The organism is Actinoplanes sp. NPDC051494, assembly GCF_044454705.1.
Classification (GTDB): Bacteria; Actinomycetota; Actinomycetes; order Mycobacteriales; family Micromonosporaceae; genus Actinoplanes.
In genome coordinates this window covers 238651-257013 of sequence record NZ_JBITDZ010000013.1, presented here as the reverse complement: position 1 = coordinate 257013, position 18363 = coordinate 238651, and the positions used below count along the sequence as shown (strand labels likewise).

The following is an 18363-nucleotide window of genomic DNA, read 5'->3' as shown; positions in this document are numbered from 1 at the left end:
GTCAGCCCTTCGCGGGGTCCTTGAGACCGATGATCCCGTAGTCGAGGTCGCCCGACGGCGCGATCACCCCGGCCACGTTGGTGCCCGGCAGGTAGATGCGGTTCTCGACGTTCAGCGGCACGATCGGCGCCAGCTCCATGATCTGCTTGTCGAGAGCGCCCCAGGCGGTGTTGGCCTTGGCCAGGTCGGTCTCGTTCTTGGCCGCGTCGATCGCCGTGTTCACCGCGTCGTCGTTGATCTGGGCGAGGTTCTGGTTGCCCTTCGCGGTGATCAGCCGGCCGTCGAACAGCGGCGGCAGGAACGTCGACGCGCTCGACGCCCAGTCGGGGCACCAGCCGGTGATGGCCGCGTCGTGCTGCTGCGACGGGGTGCCGATGGTCTCGTAGTACGTCGAGACGTCGATGACGTTCAGCTTGACCTCGATGCCGGCCTTCTTGAGCGACTGCTGGATCGCCTCGGCCTGCCGCTGGGCGGTCGGGTGCGAGCGTACGTCCAGGGTCATCGTGAAGCCGGTGGGCAGGCCCGCCTCGGTGAGCAGCGCCTTGGCCTTCTCCGGGTCACCGGCGTTGTCCGCGCTCGGGTACAGGTCGAAATCGGTGTGCCCGGAGACCGTACCCGGCAGGATCGTGGTGGAGACGGTCGCGAACTGGGTGCCGCCGGTCGCGTTCAGCACCGCGCTCTTGTCCACCGCGTACTCGATCGCCTGGCGCACCTTGACGTCGCCGAGCGGCTTCTTGGTCGTGTTCAGGCCCATGTAGGTCTGGCAGGTCGACGGCGCCTTGAGCACGCGGTCCTTGAGCTGCGGGGTCTGCAGCCGGGCGATGGTGGCGGTCTGCACGCTGCCGGCGATCGCGTTGACGTCGGCGCCCTGGCCGGCGATGAGCCGCTCGTCGATGGTGGCGCCCTCGATGCCGATGGTGAAGTTCCACGCGTCGGGGTAGGCCTTGCGCACCGGGTCGGTCGAGGCGTCCCACTTGTCGTTGCGCTTGAGCTTGATCGTGCTGCCCGGGGTGAACGTCTCCAGGTCGTACGGCCCGGAGGCGACCATGTCCTTGATGAACGTGTCGCCCGCGCCGGTGCCGACCGGGAACGGTGTGCCGCTGGGCATCGACAGCGCGGCGTCGAACTCGGGGAACGGCGCCTTGAGGTGGAACACGATCGTGGTGTCGTCCGGCGTCTCGATCGTCGCCAGCTCACCCGACCGGTACGGCCCCTGGTAGCCGGCCGGGGCGTCGATCAGCTGCTTGAGGTACGGCGAGCCGATCCCGATCTCGGGGTCCCAGCCTCGGCTGATGCCGAACTTGACGTCCTTGGCGGTGATCGGGGCACCGGTGTCGAACGTGATGCCGGCCTTGAGCTTGTAGGTCCAGGTGAGACCGTCCGCGGAGACCTCGCCGAGGCTCTGCGCGAGGTCGGGGACCATCGCGTTGGGGTCCTGGGCGTCGTTGGGTGCCTTGGTGATCAGCTGGCGGTAGACCAGGCGGTAGAACGCGTTCACGCCGCCGTCCCAGCCGCGGGCCGGGTCGAGATAGGAGAAGTCGGCGTTCTGCAGGACCTGCATGGTCCCGCCCTTGACCGCGCTGCCGCCGCTGCCGCCGGTGCCGGTGCCGGTGGACGAGGAGCCGCCCCCGGAACACGCGGAAAGGGCGAGGACGCCGGCCGTCAGCCCAGCGAGCGCCGCCGAGGATTGGATTCTTGTCACAGGGTCCCACCTTCAAGCACGGTGATCTGGGTCGCTTGGGGGAGACAGTAGTATGTCACACCTCGCAGGTGAAGAGATGTTCACCAGTTTTTTAACCTGTGGTCAGGGCGGCTCCCGGGCATACGCCGACGGCCCGTCCGGCTCGGCCGGACGGGCTCACGAAGCGGTGGTGCTCAGTCCTCGGAGCGGCCGTTCCACCAGCCGAGGACATGCCCGATGTGCGCGGTGAGCAGGGTTTCCGCGCCCCGGCCGTCGTGCGCCTCGAGCAGGTCGACCAGCAGGTGGTGCTCGGCCGCGGAGCGGGCCAGCTCGGCCGTGCCGACCATGTCGGCCAGCCCCACCATGCGGGTCTGCTGGCGCAGGTCCTTCACGATCGCGACCAGCCGGCGGTTGCCGTGCAATTCCAGCAGCCGCAGATGGAACGCCATGTCGGCGGCGAGGTAGGCGGCCAGATCGGCGGTGGCCGCCGCGTCGACGATGGTCTGGGCCAGGACCCGCAGCTCGGCCGCGGGGCCGGGCTGCAGGGTCCGGGCGATCTCGCGCATCGGCGGGGCCTCCAGCTGCTGGCGCAGCCGCACGATCTCCCAGAGGTCCTGCTCGCTGACGTCGGTGATCCGGAACCCCTTGTTGCGCACCGCGTCGACGAACCCGCGTTTCTGCAGGTTGAGCATCGCCTCGCGGACCGGGGTGGCGGACACCCCGAACCGCGCGGCCAGCGTCGGCGCGGTCACCAGGGTGCCCGGGGCCAGCTCGCCCGAGACGATGGCGGCGGCGACCGCGTCCTCCACGGTGCCGCGCAGGCTCGTCGCCACGGCCACCGGCCCGATGGTCGAAGGATGCATCCCCGCCCCCACTAAAATGTCACATCGCGCAGATCAGATGGATCGCGTGGTGCCGAGTATGGCATCCACCGCTCAGCGCAGGTGTGCGGGCAGCACCGTCGCCGGAGTGCCCTGGAACGTCACCGGCCGCTGCCACCGGGCGATCGCGTGCAACCCCACCGAGGTCGACGTCGGCGCGGTGGTCGCCGGGTACGGCCCGCCGTGGTGCTGCGCGCCGGACACCGTCACCCCGGTGGGCCAGTCGTTGTACACGATCCGGCCCGCCTTGCCGGCCAGCAGCTCGACCACCTCGGCGGCCACCGGGTCGTCGCCGTCGCTGAGCGCCTGCACGGTGCCGGTGAGCTGCCCGGGGAGCAGTTCCAGCACCTCGGTCAGCTCGCCCGGCGAGGCGTAGCCGATCACCAGGCCGGCCGGCCCGAACATCTCGATCTCCAGCATCCGCGGGTCGGCGAGCACCGCCCGGGCGCTGGAACGCAGCACGCTCGCGCGGACCCCCTCGTCGTTGGCCGGTCCCTGCACCGCGGCCCGCACCCCGGGCAGGTCGCCGACCCGGTGCACCGCGTCGGCGTACCCCTGTTCGAGTCCGTCGGTGAGCATCCGGCCCGGCGCCGGCAGTTGCAGGCCCTTGAGGAAGCCCTCGGCGTCGGGCACGAGCACGATGCCGGGGTTCGTGCAGAACTGGCCGGAACCCAGCGTCAGCGAGCCGATCCACTCGCGGGTGATGCCGGTGCCGCGCTCCCGCCACGCGGCCGGGGTCACCACGACCGGGTTGACGCTGCCCAGCTCGCCGTAGAACGGGATCGGCTCGGGCCGGGCCGCGGCGATGTCGAACAGCGCGCGCCCACCGGCGGTGGAGCCGGTGAAGCCGACCGCCTTGATCCGCGGGTCGCGCAACGCGGTCAGGCCCTCCTCGACCCCCTCGATCAGGCCGAAAAACGGCAGGTGCCCGCGCACGATCTCCGCGGTGCGCCGTGACAGCCGGGGATGCCCGGGGTGGGCCTTGACGACCACCGGGCAGCCCGCGGCCAGCGCCGAGACGGTGTCGCCGCCGAACACGCTGAACGCGAACGGGAAGTTGCTCGCCGCGAACACCAGCACCGGCCCGATCGGCACGACCGTGCGCACCAGCGCCGGCTTGGGACCCATGCCCCACTCCGGGTCGGCGGGCTCGACGGTCACCGGGGCCAGGTCGGCGCCGGCGAACAGCCGGGCCTGGAACGTGGTGCGCTTGAGCTCCCCGGTCAGCCGGGCGACCGGCAGGTGGGTCTCCTCGTGGGCCAGTGCCACCAGCTCGTCGGCGGCCGCGTCCAGCGCGTCGGCGGCCGCAGTCAGCCAGCCGGCCCGGTCCGCCGCTGTCGAGCGGCGCATGACGTCACGTGCGGCCTGCGCCGCGGCGAGAATCTCCACAGAAAACCCCTCAGAACTCGAAGCCGGCCGGGTACGGGTCGGCCGGGTCAAGCATGTACTGCCCGATCCCGGTCACCCACGCCCGCCCGGTGATGGTCGGCAGCACGGCGGGCCGGCCGCCGACCGTGGTCTCGCCCACCAGCCGCCCGGTGAACCGGCTGCCGATGAACGACTCGTTGACGAAGTCCCGCTCCAGCGGCAGCTCGCCGCGCGCGTGCAGCTCCGCCATCCGCGCCGACGTGCCGGTCCCGCACGGCGACCGGTCGAACCAGCCCGGGTGGATGGCCATGGCGTGCCGGGACAGTGTGGCGTCCGAGCCGGGCGCGATGAACTCGACGTGGTGACAGTGGTCGACCCCGTCGATGGTCGGGTGCTCCGGCGGCGCCGTCGTGTTGATCGCGTCCATGATGGCCAGGCCGGCGGCCAGGATCTCGTCCTTGTGAGCGCGGTCGAACGGCAGCCCGAGGTCGGCCAGCTCGACCATGGCGTAGAAGTTCCCGCCGAACGCCAGGCTGTAGCGCACCTCGCCGAGCCCGGGCACCTCGACGGTCGCGTCGAGCCGGTCGCAGTACGACGGCACGTTCTCCAGCGTGACGCTCTCGGCGTGCCCGTCCACCACCGCCACGTTCGCGATCACCAGCCCGGCCGGGGTGTCCAGCCGGATCCGGGTCACCGGCTCGGTCACCTCGACCATGCCGGTCTCGACCAGGACCGTGGCCACCCCGATCGTGCCGTGGCCGCACATCGGCAGGCAGCCGGACACCTCGATGTACAGCACGCCGAAGTCCGCGTCCGGGCGGGTCGGCGGCTGCAGGATCGCCCCGCTCATCGCCGAGTGGCCGCGCGGTTCGTTCACCAGCAACCGGCGTACGTGGTCGAGGTGTTCGATGAAGTGCAGCCGCTTGGCGTTCATGGTGGCACCGGGGATCACCCCGATGCCACCGGTCACGACGCGGGTCGGCATCCCCTCGGTGTGCGAGTCGACCGCGGAGAACAGCCGCGACGCGCGCATCTCAGCCCGCCAGCCCGGCCACGGCCCGCTTCATGTCCGCGCGTACCTGCTCGGTGTGCTCGGCGGTGAGCGGACCGCGCGGCGGGCGGCACGGGCCGCCGTAGCGCCCGACCAGGTCCATGGCGAACTTGATGGCCTGCACGAACTCGGTGCGCGAGTCCCACCGGAACACCGCGACGAGGTGCTTGTACAGCTCCCGGGCCTCGACGAACCGGCCGGCCAGCATGTGCTCGTAGATCGCCACCGACTCGGCCGGGAACGTGTTGGGGAAGCCCGCGAACCAGCCGACCGCGCCGTCGGCCATCAGCTCGAACAGCACGTCGTCGGCGCCGGCCACCACGTCGATGTCGCACCGCTCGGCGATCTCGAACAACCGGCGCACGTCCCCGCTGAACTCCTTGATCGCGGCGACGTTGGGCAGCTGGGCGATCTCGGCGACCAGGTCGGGCACCAGGTCGACCTTCGTGTCGATCGGGTTGTTGTAGATCATGATCGGCAGCCCGACCTCGTCGATCCTCGCGTAGTGCTCGACGACCTGGGCCCGGCTCGCCCGGTACATCGTCGGCGGCAGCGCCAGCACCGCGTCGGCGCCGTCCTCGGCGGCCAGCTCGGCCCAGTGCTTCGCCTGGTGCCAGCCCGGGCCGTGCACGCCCGCCACGACGACGCCGCGCCCGGCGACCGCCTCGACGGCGACCTGGACGACCCTGCGGCGCTCGGCGTCGGTCAGCGCGGAGTACTCGCCGAGCGAGCCGTTGGGGCCGACCCCGTGGCACCCGTTGGCCATCAGCCAGTCGCAGTGCTCGGCGTAGCGGTCGTAGTCGACCTCCAGCCCGGCCGGCGCCGAGGGGTTCTCCTTGAACGGCAGCGCGGTGGCGACGATGACCCCGCGCAGGGGGGTCGGTGCGGAACTCATGGGACGTCCTCTCGGTTACTGGTGGCAAGCTCGCCCAGGCGTAGCGGAAGTGCGATGGGCCGCCGGTCGGTGCGGCCCGGATCAAGAAGGCCGGGGACCAGGTCCTCGACGGTACGGCCGCACGTGCGGCCCTGGCACAGCCCGAGACCGGCCCGGGTGGTGAGCTTGAGCGAGCGCAGCCCGCGCGAACCGGTGACCGCGACGGCGTGCCGCAGCGCGCCGGCGGTGACGTCCTCGCAGCGGCACACCACGGTGCTGTCGTCGAGCCACGCCTGCCAGCCGGGGCGGATGCCGTGCGCGGCGGCCATGCGGGCGGCGAACTCCCGGAAGACCGCGCGTTGGCGCACCGCGGCCGGCCCGGGCACCCCGCCGGCGGCCACCGTCCCGGCGATCTCGCCCTCGGCCAGGGCCAGGTCGGCGCCGCCGATGCCGGTGAGCTCACCGGCGGTCAGCACGCCGGGCACCGACGTGCGCTGCCGGTCGTCCACGGTCACCGAGCCGTCCGGGCCGGTGACGCAGCCGGCGGCGACGGCCAGTTCGGTGCGCGGGACGAAACCGTGGCTGACACACACCGCGTCGGCTGCGATCCGTCGTTCCGTGCCGGGGACCGGTGCCCAGTCCGCTGACAGCCGGGCGACGGTGACCGCCTCGACCCGGTCGGTGCCGTGCGCCGCGACGACGGCCGCCCCGGTCCGGTACGGGACCCGGTGGGTGGCGAGCTCACGGACGTACCCGGCCAGCTCCGCGGTCTTGTGCCGGGCCGCGAGCAGCCGCCAGGGGCGGGCGGCCCAGCCGCGGGCGAGCTGCGCCGGGCCGGCCGCCTCGACGACGCCCGCGACCCCGGCGCCGATCCGCAGCAGGCTGGAGACCACCGGCAGCAGGAACGGCCCGGCCCCGGCGACGAGGACCCGCGCGCCGACCGCGACGCGCTCACCCTTGGCGAGCGCCTGCGCGGCCCCGGCGGTGTAGACGCCGGGCAGGTCCCAGCCGGGGAACGGCAGGGTCCGCTCGAACGCCCCGGTGGCGAGGATCAAAGTCTCCGGGGCATAGGTACGCGACTCGCGGCCCTGCCCGTCCGGTTCCCCGACGAGCACGTGCACCACCGGCGGGGCGTCGTCGCGCCGGTCGAGCTTCCAGACGTGCGCGTTCGTCACGACCTCGACGCGGGTCAGCCCGGAGCGCAGCGCGAGGAAGCGGTCCCAGCCGTGGTGCCAGACCCCCTCGTCCGCGCCGGTGCCCCGATGGCGCCAGAACTGGCCACCCACGTCGTCGCCGGCCTCCAGCAGCACCACCCGGGCGCCGTGCCGGTGGGCGGCGAGGGCCGCGGCCATCCCCGCCGGTCCGCCGCCGACGACGAGCACGTCGCTCACGCCTGGTCCTGCTGCAGCTCGACCCGGTCGCCGTCGGCGGCCCGGCGCTGGCAGGCCCGCACGTCGCGCAGCCCGTTGACGGTGACGAGGCAGTCGAAGCAGACGCCGATCCCGCAGAACACGCCGCGCGGCCGGCCGGTCCGGGTGCGCCGCCAGGACGCCCGCCCGTCGGCCAGCAGCAGCCCGGCGAGGGTCTGCCCGTCCCGGCCCGCGAGCCGCTGCCCGTCGACCTCGATGTGGATCATCGGGTGCTTCCTTCCAGGTGCGGCAGCAGGGTGGGCCGGTCGAGACGGAACTCGTTGTCGCCGCCGGGGCCGCCGTCGAGCATCAGGTCGCGCAGGATCTCGGCGGTGGACAGGCTCAGCCCGATCCCGGCGCCCTCGTGGCCGGTGGCGTGCCACAGCCCGGGCAGCCGGGGATCCGCGCCGATCACCGGGAGATGGTCGGGGACGAAGGGGCGGAACCCGCCGTACGCCCGCATCACCTGCACGTCGGCCAGGAACGGGAACAGCAGCAACGCCTTCGCGGCCAGCGTGGTCAGCACCCGGACCTCGATCCGCTCGTCGAAGCCACGGCGCTCGCGCGACGACCCGATCAGCACGGTGCCGCCCGCGGTGGACTCGACCACGCTGGAGACCTGCAGATCGGCCGAGCCGGAGCCGACCGCGCCCACGTAGTCGGCGTCGTAGACCTTGTGCCGGATCCGCCGCGGCATGCGCGAGGTGACCAGCACGGTGCCCCGGCGCGGGCGCACCGGCAGCGGTACGCCGAGCCGCTCGGCGACCACGCCGGACCACGGACCGGCGGCGACCACCACGGCGTCGGCCTCGAACGTCCCGCCCCCGGCGCGGACCCCGCCGAGCCGCCCGGAGACCAGCAGCGGCCCGGTCACCTCGACGCCCTGGACCACGCGCGCGCCGTGCCGGCGGGCCGCGGCCAGCAGCGCCTCGGTCGCGGCCACCGGCTGCACCTGCAGGTCCTCGGGGTAGTACACGGCGGCGGTGCTGTCCGGCGTGAGATCCGGTTCCAGCTCGTGGGCCCGCGCGCCGTCGATCGTCTCGGCACGCACCCCGGCGGCCCGCTGGGTGCCGGCGAACGCGAGCAATGCCTGCGCCCCGGCGCCGGTGGTCGCGACGACCAGGCCACCCTTGCGTTCCAGCTCGAGGTCCGGGAACCCGGCGGGCAGCTCGTCGCGCAGCTCGTCCTCGATCGTCGCCCAGGCGGTCAGCGAGCGCTGGGCGAGCCGCAGCTCGGCGCCGGGCTCCTTGTCGGAGACGAGCAGGTTGCCCTCGCCGCCGGAGGACGTGCCGCCGGCGGTGGCCCCGCGGTCGACCACGGTCACGGCGCAGCCCGCGCGGGCCAGGGCGCGGGCGGTCGCGGCGCCGACGATGCCGGCGCCCACCACGACGACCCGGAGAGGAGAGGACACCGCAGTACTATGTCACATGCCCTCGGTTCGCGGGAATAGTTGCCCCGAACGGCCAAATACTCGTGCTGTGAAATGTTACTGAGCATCAGAGACTCATGGACACCATCGCCGGACCGCCCACCCCGCTCACCACCCCGGACGGGCGGCCCGCCGCGGCCGCGTGGCCGCTCACCCCGGCCCTGCGGCACCTCAACCACGGCTCGTTCGGCGCCGTCCCGTCCGCGGCGCTCGCCGTCCAGGCCGCCCTGCGCACCGAGATGGAACAGGCCCCGGTGCGCTGGTTCGCCGGCCTCCCGCCCCGGATCGCCGCCGCGCGCGCCGAGGTGGCCGCGTTCCTCGGCGCCGGACCGGGCACGCTCGCCCTGGTGCCGAACGCGAGCGCGGGGGTCAGTGCCGCGTACGCCGGGCTGCCGTTCCCCGCCGGAGGCGAGATCGTGCTGACCGATCACGGGTACGGGGCGGTGGTGCTGGGCGCCGAACGCCTGGCCCGCCGCCACGGAGGCACGGTGCGCGTGGCGCACGTACCGCTGGCGGCGGGCCCGGAGGAAGCGTGCGCGGCGGTTGTCGGCGCGCTCACCGGGCGGACCGCCCTGGTCGTGGTGGACCACGTGACGTCACCGACCGCCCGGTTCCTGCCGGTCGCCGCGATCAGCGCGGCGGCCCGGGAACGCGGCATCCCCGTACTGGTCGACGGCGCCCACGTCCCGGCCATGGTCGCGGACCCGTTCGACGGCCTCGACTGCGACGTGTGGGTCGGCAACCTGCACAAGTTCGGCTGCGCGCCACGTGGCAGCGGCGTCCTGGTGGCCCGTGGCCCGCACGCCGCCGGCCTGTACCCGCTGATCGACTCGTGGGGCGCGCCGCTGCCGTTCCCGGACCGCTTCGACGTCCAGGGCACGCTGGACGTCACCGGGCAGCTCGCCGCGCCGGCCGCGCTGGGCGGGATCGACCGCCTGTGGGGCTGGGCGACCGTCCGTGACTACGCCACCCGGCTCGCCGGCTGGGGCGCGGACCTGGTCGCGGCCGCGTTCGGCGAGCTCACCGGCGAGGACCACACCGTCGTCACCGGCATGCCGGCCGGCCCCCTGCGCCTGGTCCGCCTGCCCGGCGAGCTCGGCGCGGTGCCCGACGACCTGCGGCTGCGCGTGCTGGACGAGCTCGGCGCCGAATGCGCGTTCTCCCGCTTCGCCGGGGTGGGCTACCTGCGGCTGTCCGCGCACGCCTACAACACCGCCGCCGACTACGAGGACTTCGCCGAGCGCTGCGTCCCGGCGCTGGCCGCCTGGTCCCGATAGGGCGGGTCGTTTGCTCAGGTCCGGGCCGCGGGGGACCGATCAGGGGGCAGTGAGGGAGTTCGAGAGCCGGGCGCTGCGCGTGCTGGCCGGGGTGACCGCCGTCTGCGTCGCCCTGTTCGCGGTCGGGGCCGCGGGTGGGTGGTTCCCGCCCGCCCCGGTCACGTGGGTGCTGATCATGGTCGCGCACGGGCTCAGCGTGCTGGTGTGCGCGCGGACCGCGGTGGCGGGCGGCCTTGACCCGTACGCGCGGAGGTTCTGGCGGACCGCGTCGCTGGGGCTGGCCGTCATGGCCGGTGGCCTGGGCCTGCGGCTCGTCACGGCGGTGACCGGCGCGGACCTGACGTCCACCGCGCAGATCATCCACGGCGCCGGCGCGCTGACGATGCTGTGGGCCGTGGCCCGGCTGCCGGTCGCCACGCGCGGTGGGCGCTCCCGGATCGCCCTGTGGCTGGACCTCGCCATCACGATGACCGCGTCGGCGATCTTTCTGTGGCACACCGCGGCGCTGGAGGCCGTCCGCGATCCTGCGGCGCTGGCCACCACCGTCGTCATGATGGGTGTCGGGCTGATCGTCGTCTTCCTGGTGGCGAAACTGATCCTGGCCGGCTCCGAGTCGCTGCCGCGCGGCGTGCTGCACATGTTCGCGTGCGCCTGCCTGGTCGGCGGCGTCGGCACGGCGGCCGGGATCGCGCTCGGCGACCACAGCGGCCTCGAACCCCTGCTGATGGTGATCCCGGGCGCCGGCCTCGCCATCGCGATCGCAGCCCGGCGTCAGCTGCCCGCCCCCGGCGGCGCGACGGCCACGGCCGGCCCTCCGCGGCAGTTCAGTCTGCTTCCGTACGTGGCGGTGGCCGCGGTCGACGGCCTGCTCCTGCACGTCGTGGCCACCGACGGCCGCAACGCCCTGGTGGTCGCGATCTTCGCGGTGCTGCTCACCGCGCTGGTCGTCTACCGGCAGGTCAACGCGTTCCGGGACAACGAGGCGCTCAAGGAACGGTTCCGGCTGATCGCCCAGAACTCCTCGGACATCGTGACGATCACCGACCGCGACCACAACGTGAAGTACCTCAGCCCGGCGACGCTGCGGGTGCTCGGCCGGCACCCGGACGACCTGCTCGGCACTCAGCTGCGCACGTTCCTGCACCGCGACGACCTGCCCCTGGTGCAGGCCGCCGCGGTGGCCGTGTTCACCGACCCCACCAGCACCGCGACCTACCAGGCCCGCTTCCGGCACGCCGACGGCACCTGGATCTGGTTGGAGGTCGTGCTGTCGAACCTGCTCGACCAGCCGAGCGTCGCCGGCATCGTGGGCAACGCCCGCGACATCACCCAGGTGCGCGAGACCCAGGACCGGCTCAGCCACGACGCGACCCACGACGCGCTGACCGGCCTCGCCAACCGGGTGCTGTTCGGGCAGCGGGTCGCGGAGAACACCCGGGCGCCGTTCCCGGACCACCGGTTCACCGTCGTGCTGATCGACCTCGACGAGTTCAAGCTCGTCAACGACACCCTCGGGCACGCCGCGGGCGACGCGCTGCTGGTCGCGGTCGCCGAGCGGATGCTCGCCTCGGTGCGCCCCAGCGACCTGGTGGCCCGGCTCGGCGGCGACGAGTTCGCGATCCTGTTCGAGAACCTCGGCGGCACCGACGTCACCCGGGTCCTGGACCGGATCGCCGACCAGCTGCGCCTGCCCGTCGAGGTCGACGACCAGCTGCTCGCGGTCCGGGCCAGCTATGGCGTCGCCGAGGGCGTGAGCGGCGACGACGCCGGCGACCTGCTGCGCCGCGCGGACGTCGCCATGTACGAGGCGAAGGCCCGCGGCGAGGGCGGCCACCAGCGGTACGAGCCCGGCATGGACACCCAGCGCGCCGAACGGGCCCGGCTCAACTCGACGCTGCAGTCGGCGCTGGCCGGCGACGAGTTCGTGCTGCACTACCAGCCGGTGGTCAGCCTGCCGGACGGCGTACCCGTCGGGGTCGAGGCCCTGCTGCGCTGGCAGCACCCGCAGCGCGGCCTGCTCGGCCCGCACGAGTTCCTGGCCGCCGCGGAACAGAACGGCCTCATCGTGCCGCTGGGCCGCTGGGTGCTGCGCGAGGCGTGCCGGCAGGCCGCGTCCTGGCCCGCCTCGATCGCCTCGATCGCGGTCAACGTGTCCGCCCGCCAGCTGCACGAGGGAGACTTCGTCGCGGAGGTGGCCGCCGCCCTGCACGACCACGGCCTCGCCGCGTCCCGGCTCACCCTGGAGATCACCGAGTCGACCGCGGTCGACCCCGGCCGCACCCGGCACGGCCTGGAACAGCTGCGCGCGCTCGGGGTCCGGATCGCCCTCGACGATTTCGGGACCGAGGCGTCCACCCTCAGCGTGCTGGCCACCTGCCCGGTCGACCAGATCAAACTGGACCGCTCGTTCATGCCGGTCCCGCGCCCGGACGCGATCGCCCGGGCCGTCGTCCAGCTCGCCGACGCGATGGGCCTGGAAGCGGTCGCCGAGGGCGTGGAGACCGAGGAACAACGCCGCCGGATCATCGACCTCGGCTACCGCCGTGCCCAGGGCTACCTGTTCGGCCGCCCGGTGCCGGCCGCGGAGCTCACCGCGATGCTGGCGGTCAGTCCTCGCTGAACCCCGTCAGTGCAGGGCGGGCTGCCTCATCTCGGTCGTCAGGGCCGTACAGGCGTGGGCGACCCGCTCGTACTCGGCGCGGATCCCCGGCAGGACCTGCTCCGGGTCGGGCAGGTCGTCGTCCTCGCGGGCGGCCGCCTCGAGCGGGGCGAACAGGGCGGCCAGCGCCCCGGCGCCGAGGTTGCCGACCGTGCCCTTGAGGGTGTGGGCCCGGCTGCGGACCGCTTCCCGGTCACCGGCGCGCAGGGCGGCCTCGAGCTCGTCGACGGCCTGCGGGGTGCGGTCGGTGAACGACGTGAGGAGCTGGGCCAGCATGGCCCGTTCGGCGTCGGTGGGGTCGATGGCGGTGATGTCGATGAGCCGGGCCCGGATGCCGTCGATCGGGTCGGCGGCGCCGGTGGCCGGGGTGCCGGCCCGGAAGGCCTCCGCGACGTCCTGCCCGGCGCTCAGCCGGGCGAACGCGGCCGCGACGTCGTCGAGGCGGACCGGTTTGGCCAGGTAGTCGTCCATCCCGGCCAGGCGGCAGGCGGTGCGGTCCTCGATGAGCACGCTCGCGGTCATGGCGATGATGTACGGCTGCCGGGCCGCGGGCAGCTCGGCCCGGATCAGCCGGGTGGCCTCCAGCCCGTCCAGGACCGGCATCTGGATGTCCATGAGCACCACGTCGTAGTCGGCCTGGCGCAGGGCCTCGACGGCCTCGCTGCCGTCGGCGACGGTGTGCACCCGGTGCCCGAGCTTGGCCAGCATGTGCTGGGCGACCTGCTGGTTGACGTGGTTGTCCTCGGCCACCAGGACCCGCAGCGAACGCTGGACGGCCGCCGTGGCGCCGGGTGGCGGTTCGTGGGTGGCGGTGGGCTCGGCCGGCGCGAGCAGCCGGACCAGCGTGGTGTGCAGCGTGCTGGACCGGGTCGGTTTGGTCAGTACCGCGTCGAACAGTTCCCGCTGCCCGGGCCGGGGCTGCCAGGTGATGCTGCTGGCCAGCAGCAGCGGCATGGCGGTGGTGCCGGGCGAGTCGCGCAGCACGGTGGCGAGCTCGGCGCCGTCGAAGCCGGGCATGTGCATGTCGAGCACGGCGCAGTCGAACGTACGGTCGCCGGCGACGATCTCGAGCGCCTCCTCGCCGGACGCGGCGAGCGTGCACTCCATGCCCCAGCCGGCGAGCTGACGCTGCAGGACGGTCCGGTTGGTGGCGTTGTCGTCGACCACCAGCGCGGACCGGCCGATGAGGCGCAGGTCGGAGCGCCCGTTGCCGGCCGCCTGGGTGCAGGCGCGCAGCCGGGCCGTGACGGTGAACGTGGATCCCTCGCCCTCCCGGCTGGTGACGGTGATGTCGCCGCCCATGGCGTGGGCCAGCCGGCGGCTGATCGCGAGGCCCAGGCCGGTGCCGCCGTACACCCGGGTGGTCGAGACGTCGGCCTGGATGAACGGGCTGAACAGCGCGTCGACCTTCTCGGGCGGGATGCCGATGCCGGTGTCGCGCACGTCGATCGTCACCAGCAGCCGGTTCTCCGGATCGGGGTCGCCGGCGGACATGGTCGCGACGACCTCGCCCTCGTCGGTGAACTTGACCGCGTTCGAGAGCAGGTTGATGACGATCTGCCGCAGCCGGGTCGCGTCGCCGCGCAGCACCGGCGGGCAGCTCGGCCCGACGTCGCCGACGAGGTCGATCTTCTTGTAGCCGGCCGGCACCGCCATCAGCGCGAGCGCGCTGTCGAGGAAGTCCTGGGCCTCGAACGACGCGTCCTCGAGGTCGAGCTGGCCGGATTCGATCTTGGACCAGTCCAGGATGTCGTTGATGATCACCAGCAGGGCCTCGCCGCTGTCGCGCACGGTCGTGGCGAGGTTGCGCTGCTCCGGCGTCAGCCCGGTGTCCAGCAGCAGCCCGGTCATCCCGATCACCGCGTTCATCGGGGTACGGATCTCGTGGCTCATCGTGGCCAGGAACGCGCCCTTCGCCGCGCCCGCGGAGACCGCCTGGTTGCGGGCCTCCAGCAGGGCCTGGGTCGAGGCGTTCACCGCGGTCGCCATCCGGGCTATCTCGACGGGCCCGGAAACCGGCACCCGCGTCTCCAGGTCACCGTCGACCACGGCGTCGGCGGCCCGGGTGACCTCCCGTAGCGGCCGGGTGATGCGCAGGATCAACCACACGGCGGTCACCGACATGGCCACACCGGCGAGCGCGGTGACCAGAATGATCATGAACTCGGTTGTCGCGGCACTCTGGGAGCTGGTCTCCTGCCTTGCTCTCAGCAGTCGCTTTTCCTCCGTCTGCATCGCCGCGAGCATCGCCTCGATCCGCACCATCGTCTTCGCCCCCTCGTCGGACATGACGAGCTTGCGAGCCGCCTCGAACCCCTTCTCGTCGTGCAGGCGGATGGACTCGGCGAGTTCCTCGTTCTTCTCCACGAACGTCCGTTCCAGGCCGTTGAGGAGCATCTGCTGATTGGGGTTGTCCCGGGTGGCGTGGCGCAGGTCGCGGATCGTGGCGGGCATCCGCGCGGCCGCGTCGGTGTACGGCCTCAGATACCGCCTGTCGCCGGTGATGAGGTAACCCCGCTGCCCGCGTTCGGCGTCCTGCACATAGCCGCGCAGCTGGGCGATCGACGCGAGCACCTCGTTGGAGCGGTCGACGGGATCGCGGTCGGCCAGTAACCGCTCGATACGCAGGAAGGCGCTGACGCCGATGACCAGCACCAGGACGATGCTGAGCACGGTCGCGGTGGTCAGGGCGCGACTGATCGTCCAGGCGATGGGCCCGGGTGTGCGCTTCGATGCCACATTGCCTTATCGGCTGGCGGCGGCGAGGGCTGAGCGGGACGGGCGCGTACCCGGCGTGCGTCGCGAACGGGAACGGGACGGGCAGACTGCGCCCGTGACAAAGGTGACGGTGCTCCTCGTGGCGGTGCTCACCGTGCTGCTCGTCGTCCCCGGCACCCGCACCGGGAGTCCCCGGCCGGAGGCCGTCCTGCGGCTGGACCGCGCCGGGTACGCGCCCGGCGAGACCAAGATCGCCTACCTGCGGACCACGGCGGAGGTCCGGGCGGTGGTCGTCGGACCGGACGGGGCCGACGTGCTCACGCCCCGGATCGGGCCCCGCCGGGGTGGCCTGCGCACCGTCGACTTCAGCGCGCTCAGCGAACCCGGGACCTACCGGTTGCGCGTCGGGGGCACCCTGTCCCGGCCGTTCCGGGTCGCGCCCGCCGCCGACCTGTTCCGGCCGCTCGCCCTCGACGCGGTGCGGCGCCTGCGCAACCGCCCGGACGAGGAGACCACCGCGTACGCGGTCGTCGCCCTGCTGCTGGCCGAGCGCTACGGCCTGGGCACCCCCGACGTGGTGGCGCTGATCCGCCGGGGGGTGGCGGCGCTCGACCGCAGGGCGGCGGCCGGGGAGGGCACCGGCCAGATGGCGGCGGTGTTCGCGCTCGCCGCGCGGGCCGAGGTCGAGGAGGACCCGGCCGGTGCCGAGTCCCATGTCGCCGCCGCGGTGCGGGCACTGGGCCTCGCGAGCGGCCGGGGCGAGGAACCCGGCCACCTGGCACTCGGCGCCACCGAACTGGCCCGCACCGCGCGGAGCTTCGGCGACCCCCGGGCCGGGGACTGGTTCCGGATGGCCCTCGGCTGGGCCGCCAAGGACGCCCGCCGGGCCGGTGACGCCGCGCTGGGCATCGACGACGTCAGCGCCCTGGCGAACGCCGAACTGGCCGCGGCCCTGGCCCCGGAGCCCGTCACGGCGCTGCGCACCACGATGCGGAGCCGGCTGGACGCCGCGGTCGACCGGGCCGGGGCCGACCCGCTGGGCGCGTCCGGCCTCGGCTACGTCGCCTCCGCGCACCTCTACGAACAGGCGTTCCGGGACGGACGGTACGCCGCGTACGCGACCGCCCAGCGATCGCGTACCCCGTCCTGGTGCCCCGGGACCTGCGGCGCGGAGGCCTTCCCGGGCGCCGACGCCACGGCGCTGCTGACGTACGCGTTGCTCGCCGTTGATCCTTCTCAGCTCTGATCGGCCGGCGCCGATGGGGCCGGCGTGACCCGCCTGTTCCGCTGTATCGGACTCCGCTCCCGCCTGGCTGCTTCAAGTACTCGTGAGCCCGCGGTTCCGGAAGGGTGGGCTCGCCGCCACCGCGGGGATCGCGGTGCTGGTCGCGGCCGTGGCATCGCTGCGGCCCGGCGGCCCGGGCCCGCCGGCCGACGGGTCCGGCCTCGTGATGATCTGCCCGCTGCGGCAGACCTCGGAGGAGATCTGCGGCCGGCCGGTACGGGGTGCCGGTGACCGCCTCCCCGGCAGCACCGCTCCGGGCATCGAGGAGACGGCCGGGATGATCGCCGTCCTGGCCGCGGACGGGGGCTGGTGCATCACCGGGAGGCCCGGCACCTGTGCGGAGGGCGGGCGCCGTCTGCCTCCCACGGAGTCCGACGTCCGGGTGGCCCGGTCAGGTTTGACCGAGGCCGGCTTCCCCGACCACGTGGTGCGTCTCGCGCGACCCGGCGACCCGGCCCCCGAAGGTGCGTTGCTGTATGCCGTCAAGATCGGGGACGTCTGCGTCATCGGGGACACCGAGACCGTGCCGCGGACGTCGCGCGGATCGTCGTTCGAGATCCTGGGGCCGCTGCCCGACGGCTCCTGCCTGGATGCCTAGGGTGCGTCTGGCGGTTCACGACGGCCTGCGACGAGGCCCGGCTTCCGCCTCGCGATGCTGTCCGAACACGCAGGTATAACACCGGTACCTCCGGGCCCGGCCCCGGTTTTTGCACCCGGCCATGACCGTCGAGCCGGACGGCAGCGGCACCACCTTCGGCTTCACCACGATGACCCACGGCAACACCGCCGCCCGCCCCCAGATCACCGGCTGAACGACAACCATCCGGAAGGATGCCAACCCAGGTTCCTAGGATGCTCAAGGCGGGGTGGGCGGGGTATCCGCGCAGGGCCCGACGTGCCGGCGGCGCTGTGATGTCAGCGATGTTCGAGGACTTGTTCGAGGGTGAAGGTGGTTCGGCGAACCTCACATGATCCTGACTTCTGGCCGGGAGGCTGGCCGTTCGGCCCGGGGGAGTCCTGGGCCGGGTCGGACAGAGGGGCAGGCTCATGCGCAGGAGTTTCGGGCTGGTGGCGGCGGCTATCGCGATGACCGGGCTGGCGGCCTGTGGGTCGTCGGAGCCGGGTGGGGCGTCGGGGGGTGCGGGGGACCCGGCGGAGGCGAAGGTGGCGACGCTGGTGAGCACCGCGGCCACGCCGTCGGCCTCGGCCAAGGTCAAGGCTGAGCGGCCTCGGGAGACGCTGGGGATGACCTCGGAGGAGTCCGAGGCGTTGCTGGCTCCGTATCAGAAATGCTTGAAAGAGAACGGCGTCGAGAGCGGGGACATCAAGGCCGCTCGGTCGGGGACGCGGGCTGCCACCGAGGCTGAGATGTCGAAGATGGAGAAGGCCAACCAGATCTGTGAGCCGCAGTACTTCCCGCTGCCGCCGTGGGAGAAGGACCCGGCCAATCCGGAGTCGCGGGACTTCGCGGTGGCCACGGTGAAGTGCCTCAAGGAGAAAGGCATCGAGTTCGTGGAGGTGTCCGAGGACGGCATCAGTATCGCGCTCGGTGGGGACCAGAACGATTCGCGGTCCATCACCCGGGGGATGGACCTGATCCCCGGGTGCGAGCGTGAGATCGCCGCCAGGACCAAGTAGACGCGGCAATGAGAAGCGGGGGGGGGGGGGGGGGGGGGGGGGGCGGCGGCGGGGGGGGGGGGGGCGGCCGGGGGCGGGGGGCGGGGGGGGTCG

Annotated in this window: 14 protein-coding genes; 5 read left to right on the top strand and 9 right to left on the bottom strand. The window is 73.3% G+C overall.

The features are described from left to right. Position 1 precedes the first annotated feature (1 nt). The 8 genes from ACIA6A_RS35440 to ACIA6A_RS35405 form a co-directional block, all read right to left on the bottom strand. Entirely contained in the window at positions 2-1702 is a 1701-nt protein-coding gene (locus ACIA6A_RS35440) for an ABC transporter substrate-binding protein (RefSeq protein ID WP_396102372.1), read from the bottom strand. 173 nt (positions 1703-1875) lie between these two features. Continuing rightward, positions 1876-2544, bottom strand: coding sequence for a GntR family transcriptional regulator (locus ACIA6A_RS35435; protein ID WP_396102371.1), 669 nt, complete (start codon positions 2542-2544; stop codon positions 1876-1878). A gap of 72 nt (positions 2545-2616) precedes the next feature. After that, positions 2617-3951 (bottom strand): aldehyde dehydrogenase (NADP(+)), encoded by a 1335-nt coding sequence (locus ACIA6A_RS35430; RefSeq protein ID WP_396102370.1) that lies wholly within the window; start codon positions 3949-3951, stop codon positions 2617-2619. A gap of 10 nt (positions 3952-3961) precedes the next feature. After that, positions 3962-4963, bottom strand: a complete 1002-nt coding sequence (locus ACIA6A_RS35425; RefSeq protein ID WP_396102369.1) for a proline racemase family protein — start codon at positions 4961-4963, stop codon at positions 3962-3964. 1 nt (position 4964) lies between these two features. After that, positions 4965-5876 (bottom strand): dihydrodipicolinate synthase family protein, encoded by a 912-nt coding sequence (locus tag ACIA6A_RS35420; RefSeq protein ID WP_396102368.1) that lies wholly within the window; start codon positions 5874-5876, stop codon positions 4965-4967. Beyond that, a complete protein-coding gene (locus tag ACIA6A_RS35415; RefSeq protein WP_396102366.1) occupies positions 5873-7246 on the bottom strand; it encodes an FAD-dependent oxidoreductase in 1374 nt (457 codons plus the stop codon). Before ACIA6A_RS35415 ends, ACIA6A_RS35420 begins: the two co-directional genes overlap by 4 nt. Then, a complete protein-coding gene (locus ACIA6A_RS35410) occupies positions 7243-7491 on the bottom strand; it encodes a (2Fe-2S)-binding protein (RefSeq protein WP_396102365.1) in 249 nt (82 codons plus the stop codon). Before ACIA6A_RS35410 ends, ACIA6A_RS35415 begins: the two co-directional genes overlap by 4 nt. Next, on the bottom strand, positions 7488-8675 hold the full coding sequence (locus tag ACIA6A_RS35405; RefSeq protein WP_396102363.1) for an NAD(P)/FAD-dependent oxidoreductase: 1188 nt from the start codon (positions 8673-8675) through the stop codon (positions 7488-7490). Before ACIA6A_RS35405 ends, ACIA6A_RS35410 begins: the two co-directional genes overlap by 4 nt. A gap of 95 nt (positions 8676-8770) precedes the next feature. Here ACIA6A_RS35405 and ACIA6A_RS35400 point away from each other — a divergent pair, with 95 nt between their 5' ends. Then, on the top strand, positions 8771-9970 hold the full coding sequence (locus tag ACIA6A_RS35400) for an aminotransferase class V-fold PLP-dependent enzyme (RefSeq protein ID WP_396102362.1): 1200 nt from the start codon (positions 8771-8773) through the stop codon (positions 9968-9970). A 49-nt stretch (positions 9971-10019) separates the two neighbouring features. Beyond that, positions 10020-12590, top strand: coding sequence for a putative bifunctional diguanylate cyclase/phosphodiesterase (locus ACIA6A_RS35395; RefSeq protein WP_396102361.1), 2571 nt, complete (start codon positions 10020-10022; stop codon positions 12588-12590). Between the two features lie 6 nt (positions 12591-12596). Here the strand turns inward: ACIA6A_RS35395 and ACIA6A_RS35390 are convergent, their stop codons facing one another. Beyond that, positions 12597-15368, bottom strand: a complete 2772-nt coding sequence (locus tag ACIA6A_RS35390; RefSeq protein ID WP_396102360.1) for a response regulator — start codon at positions 15366-15368, stop codon at positions 12597-12599. A gap of 94 nt (positions 15369-15462) precedes the next feature. Between ACIA6A_RS35390 and ACIA6A_RS35385 the strand changes: the two genes are divergently transcribed. The 3 genes from ACIA6A_RS35385 to ACIA6A_RS35375 all read left to right on the top strand — a co-directional run bounded on the left by ACIA6A_RS35385 (position 15463) and on the right by ACIA6A_RS35375 (position 18270). Then, positions 15463-16593: a cellulase N-terminal Ig-like domain-containing protein gene (locus ACIA6A_RS35385; RefSeq protein WP_396102359.1), complete on the top strand. Its 1131-nt coding sequence runs from the start codon at positions 15463-15465 to the stop codon at positions 16591-16593. Positions 16594-16675: 82 nt separating this feature from the next. Beyond that, on the top strand, positions 16676-17230 hold the full coding sequence (locus ACIA6A_RS35380) for a hypothetical protein (protein ID WP_396102358.1): 555 nt from the start codon (positions 16676-16678) through the stop codon (positions 17228-17230). A 449-nt stretch (positions 17231-17679) separates the two neighbouring features. Further along, positions 17680-18270 carry a hypothetical protein gene (locus ACIA6A_RS35375; protein WP_396102357.1) on the top strand — a complete coding sequence of 197 codons (591 nt, stop codon included), beginning with the start codon at positions 17680-17682 and terminating at the stop codon, positions 18268-18270. The last annotated feature ends 93 nt before the right edge of the window (positions 18271-18363 follow it).

Bases quoted from the DNA above. Each gene is read 5' to 3' on its own strand.
- ACIA6A_RS35435 (WP_396102371.1), bottom strand. From the start codon at position 2,544: ATGCATCCTTCGACCATCGGGCCGGTGGCCGTGGCGACGAGCCTGCGC.
- ACIA6A_RS35425 (WP_396102369.1), bottom strand. From the start codon at position 4,963: ATGCGCGCGTCGCGGCTGTTCTCCGCGGTCGACTCGCACACCGAGGGG.
- ACIA6A_RS35420 (WP_396102368.1), bottom strand. From the start codon at position 5,876: ATGAGTTCCGCACCGACCCCCCTGCGCGGGGTCATCGTCGCCACCGCG.
- ACIA6A_RS35410 (WP_396102365.1), bottom strand. From the start codon at position 7,491: ATGATCCACATCGAGGTCGACGGGCAGCGGCTCGCGGGCCGGGACGGG.
- ACIA6A_RS35400 (WP_396102362.1), top strand. From the start codon at position 8,771: ATGGACACCATCGCCGGACCGCCCACCCCGCTCACCACCCCGGACGGG.
- ACIA6A_RS35375 (WP_396102357.1), top strand. From the start codon at position 17,680: ATGCGCAGGAGTTTCGGGCTGGTGGCGGCGGCTATCGCGATGACCGGG.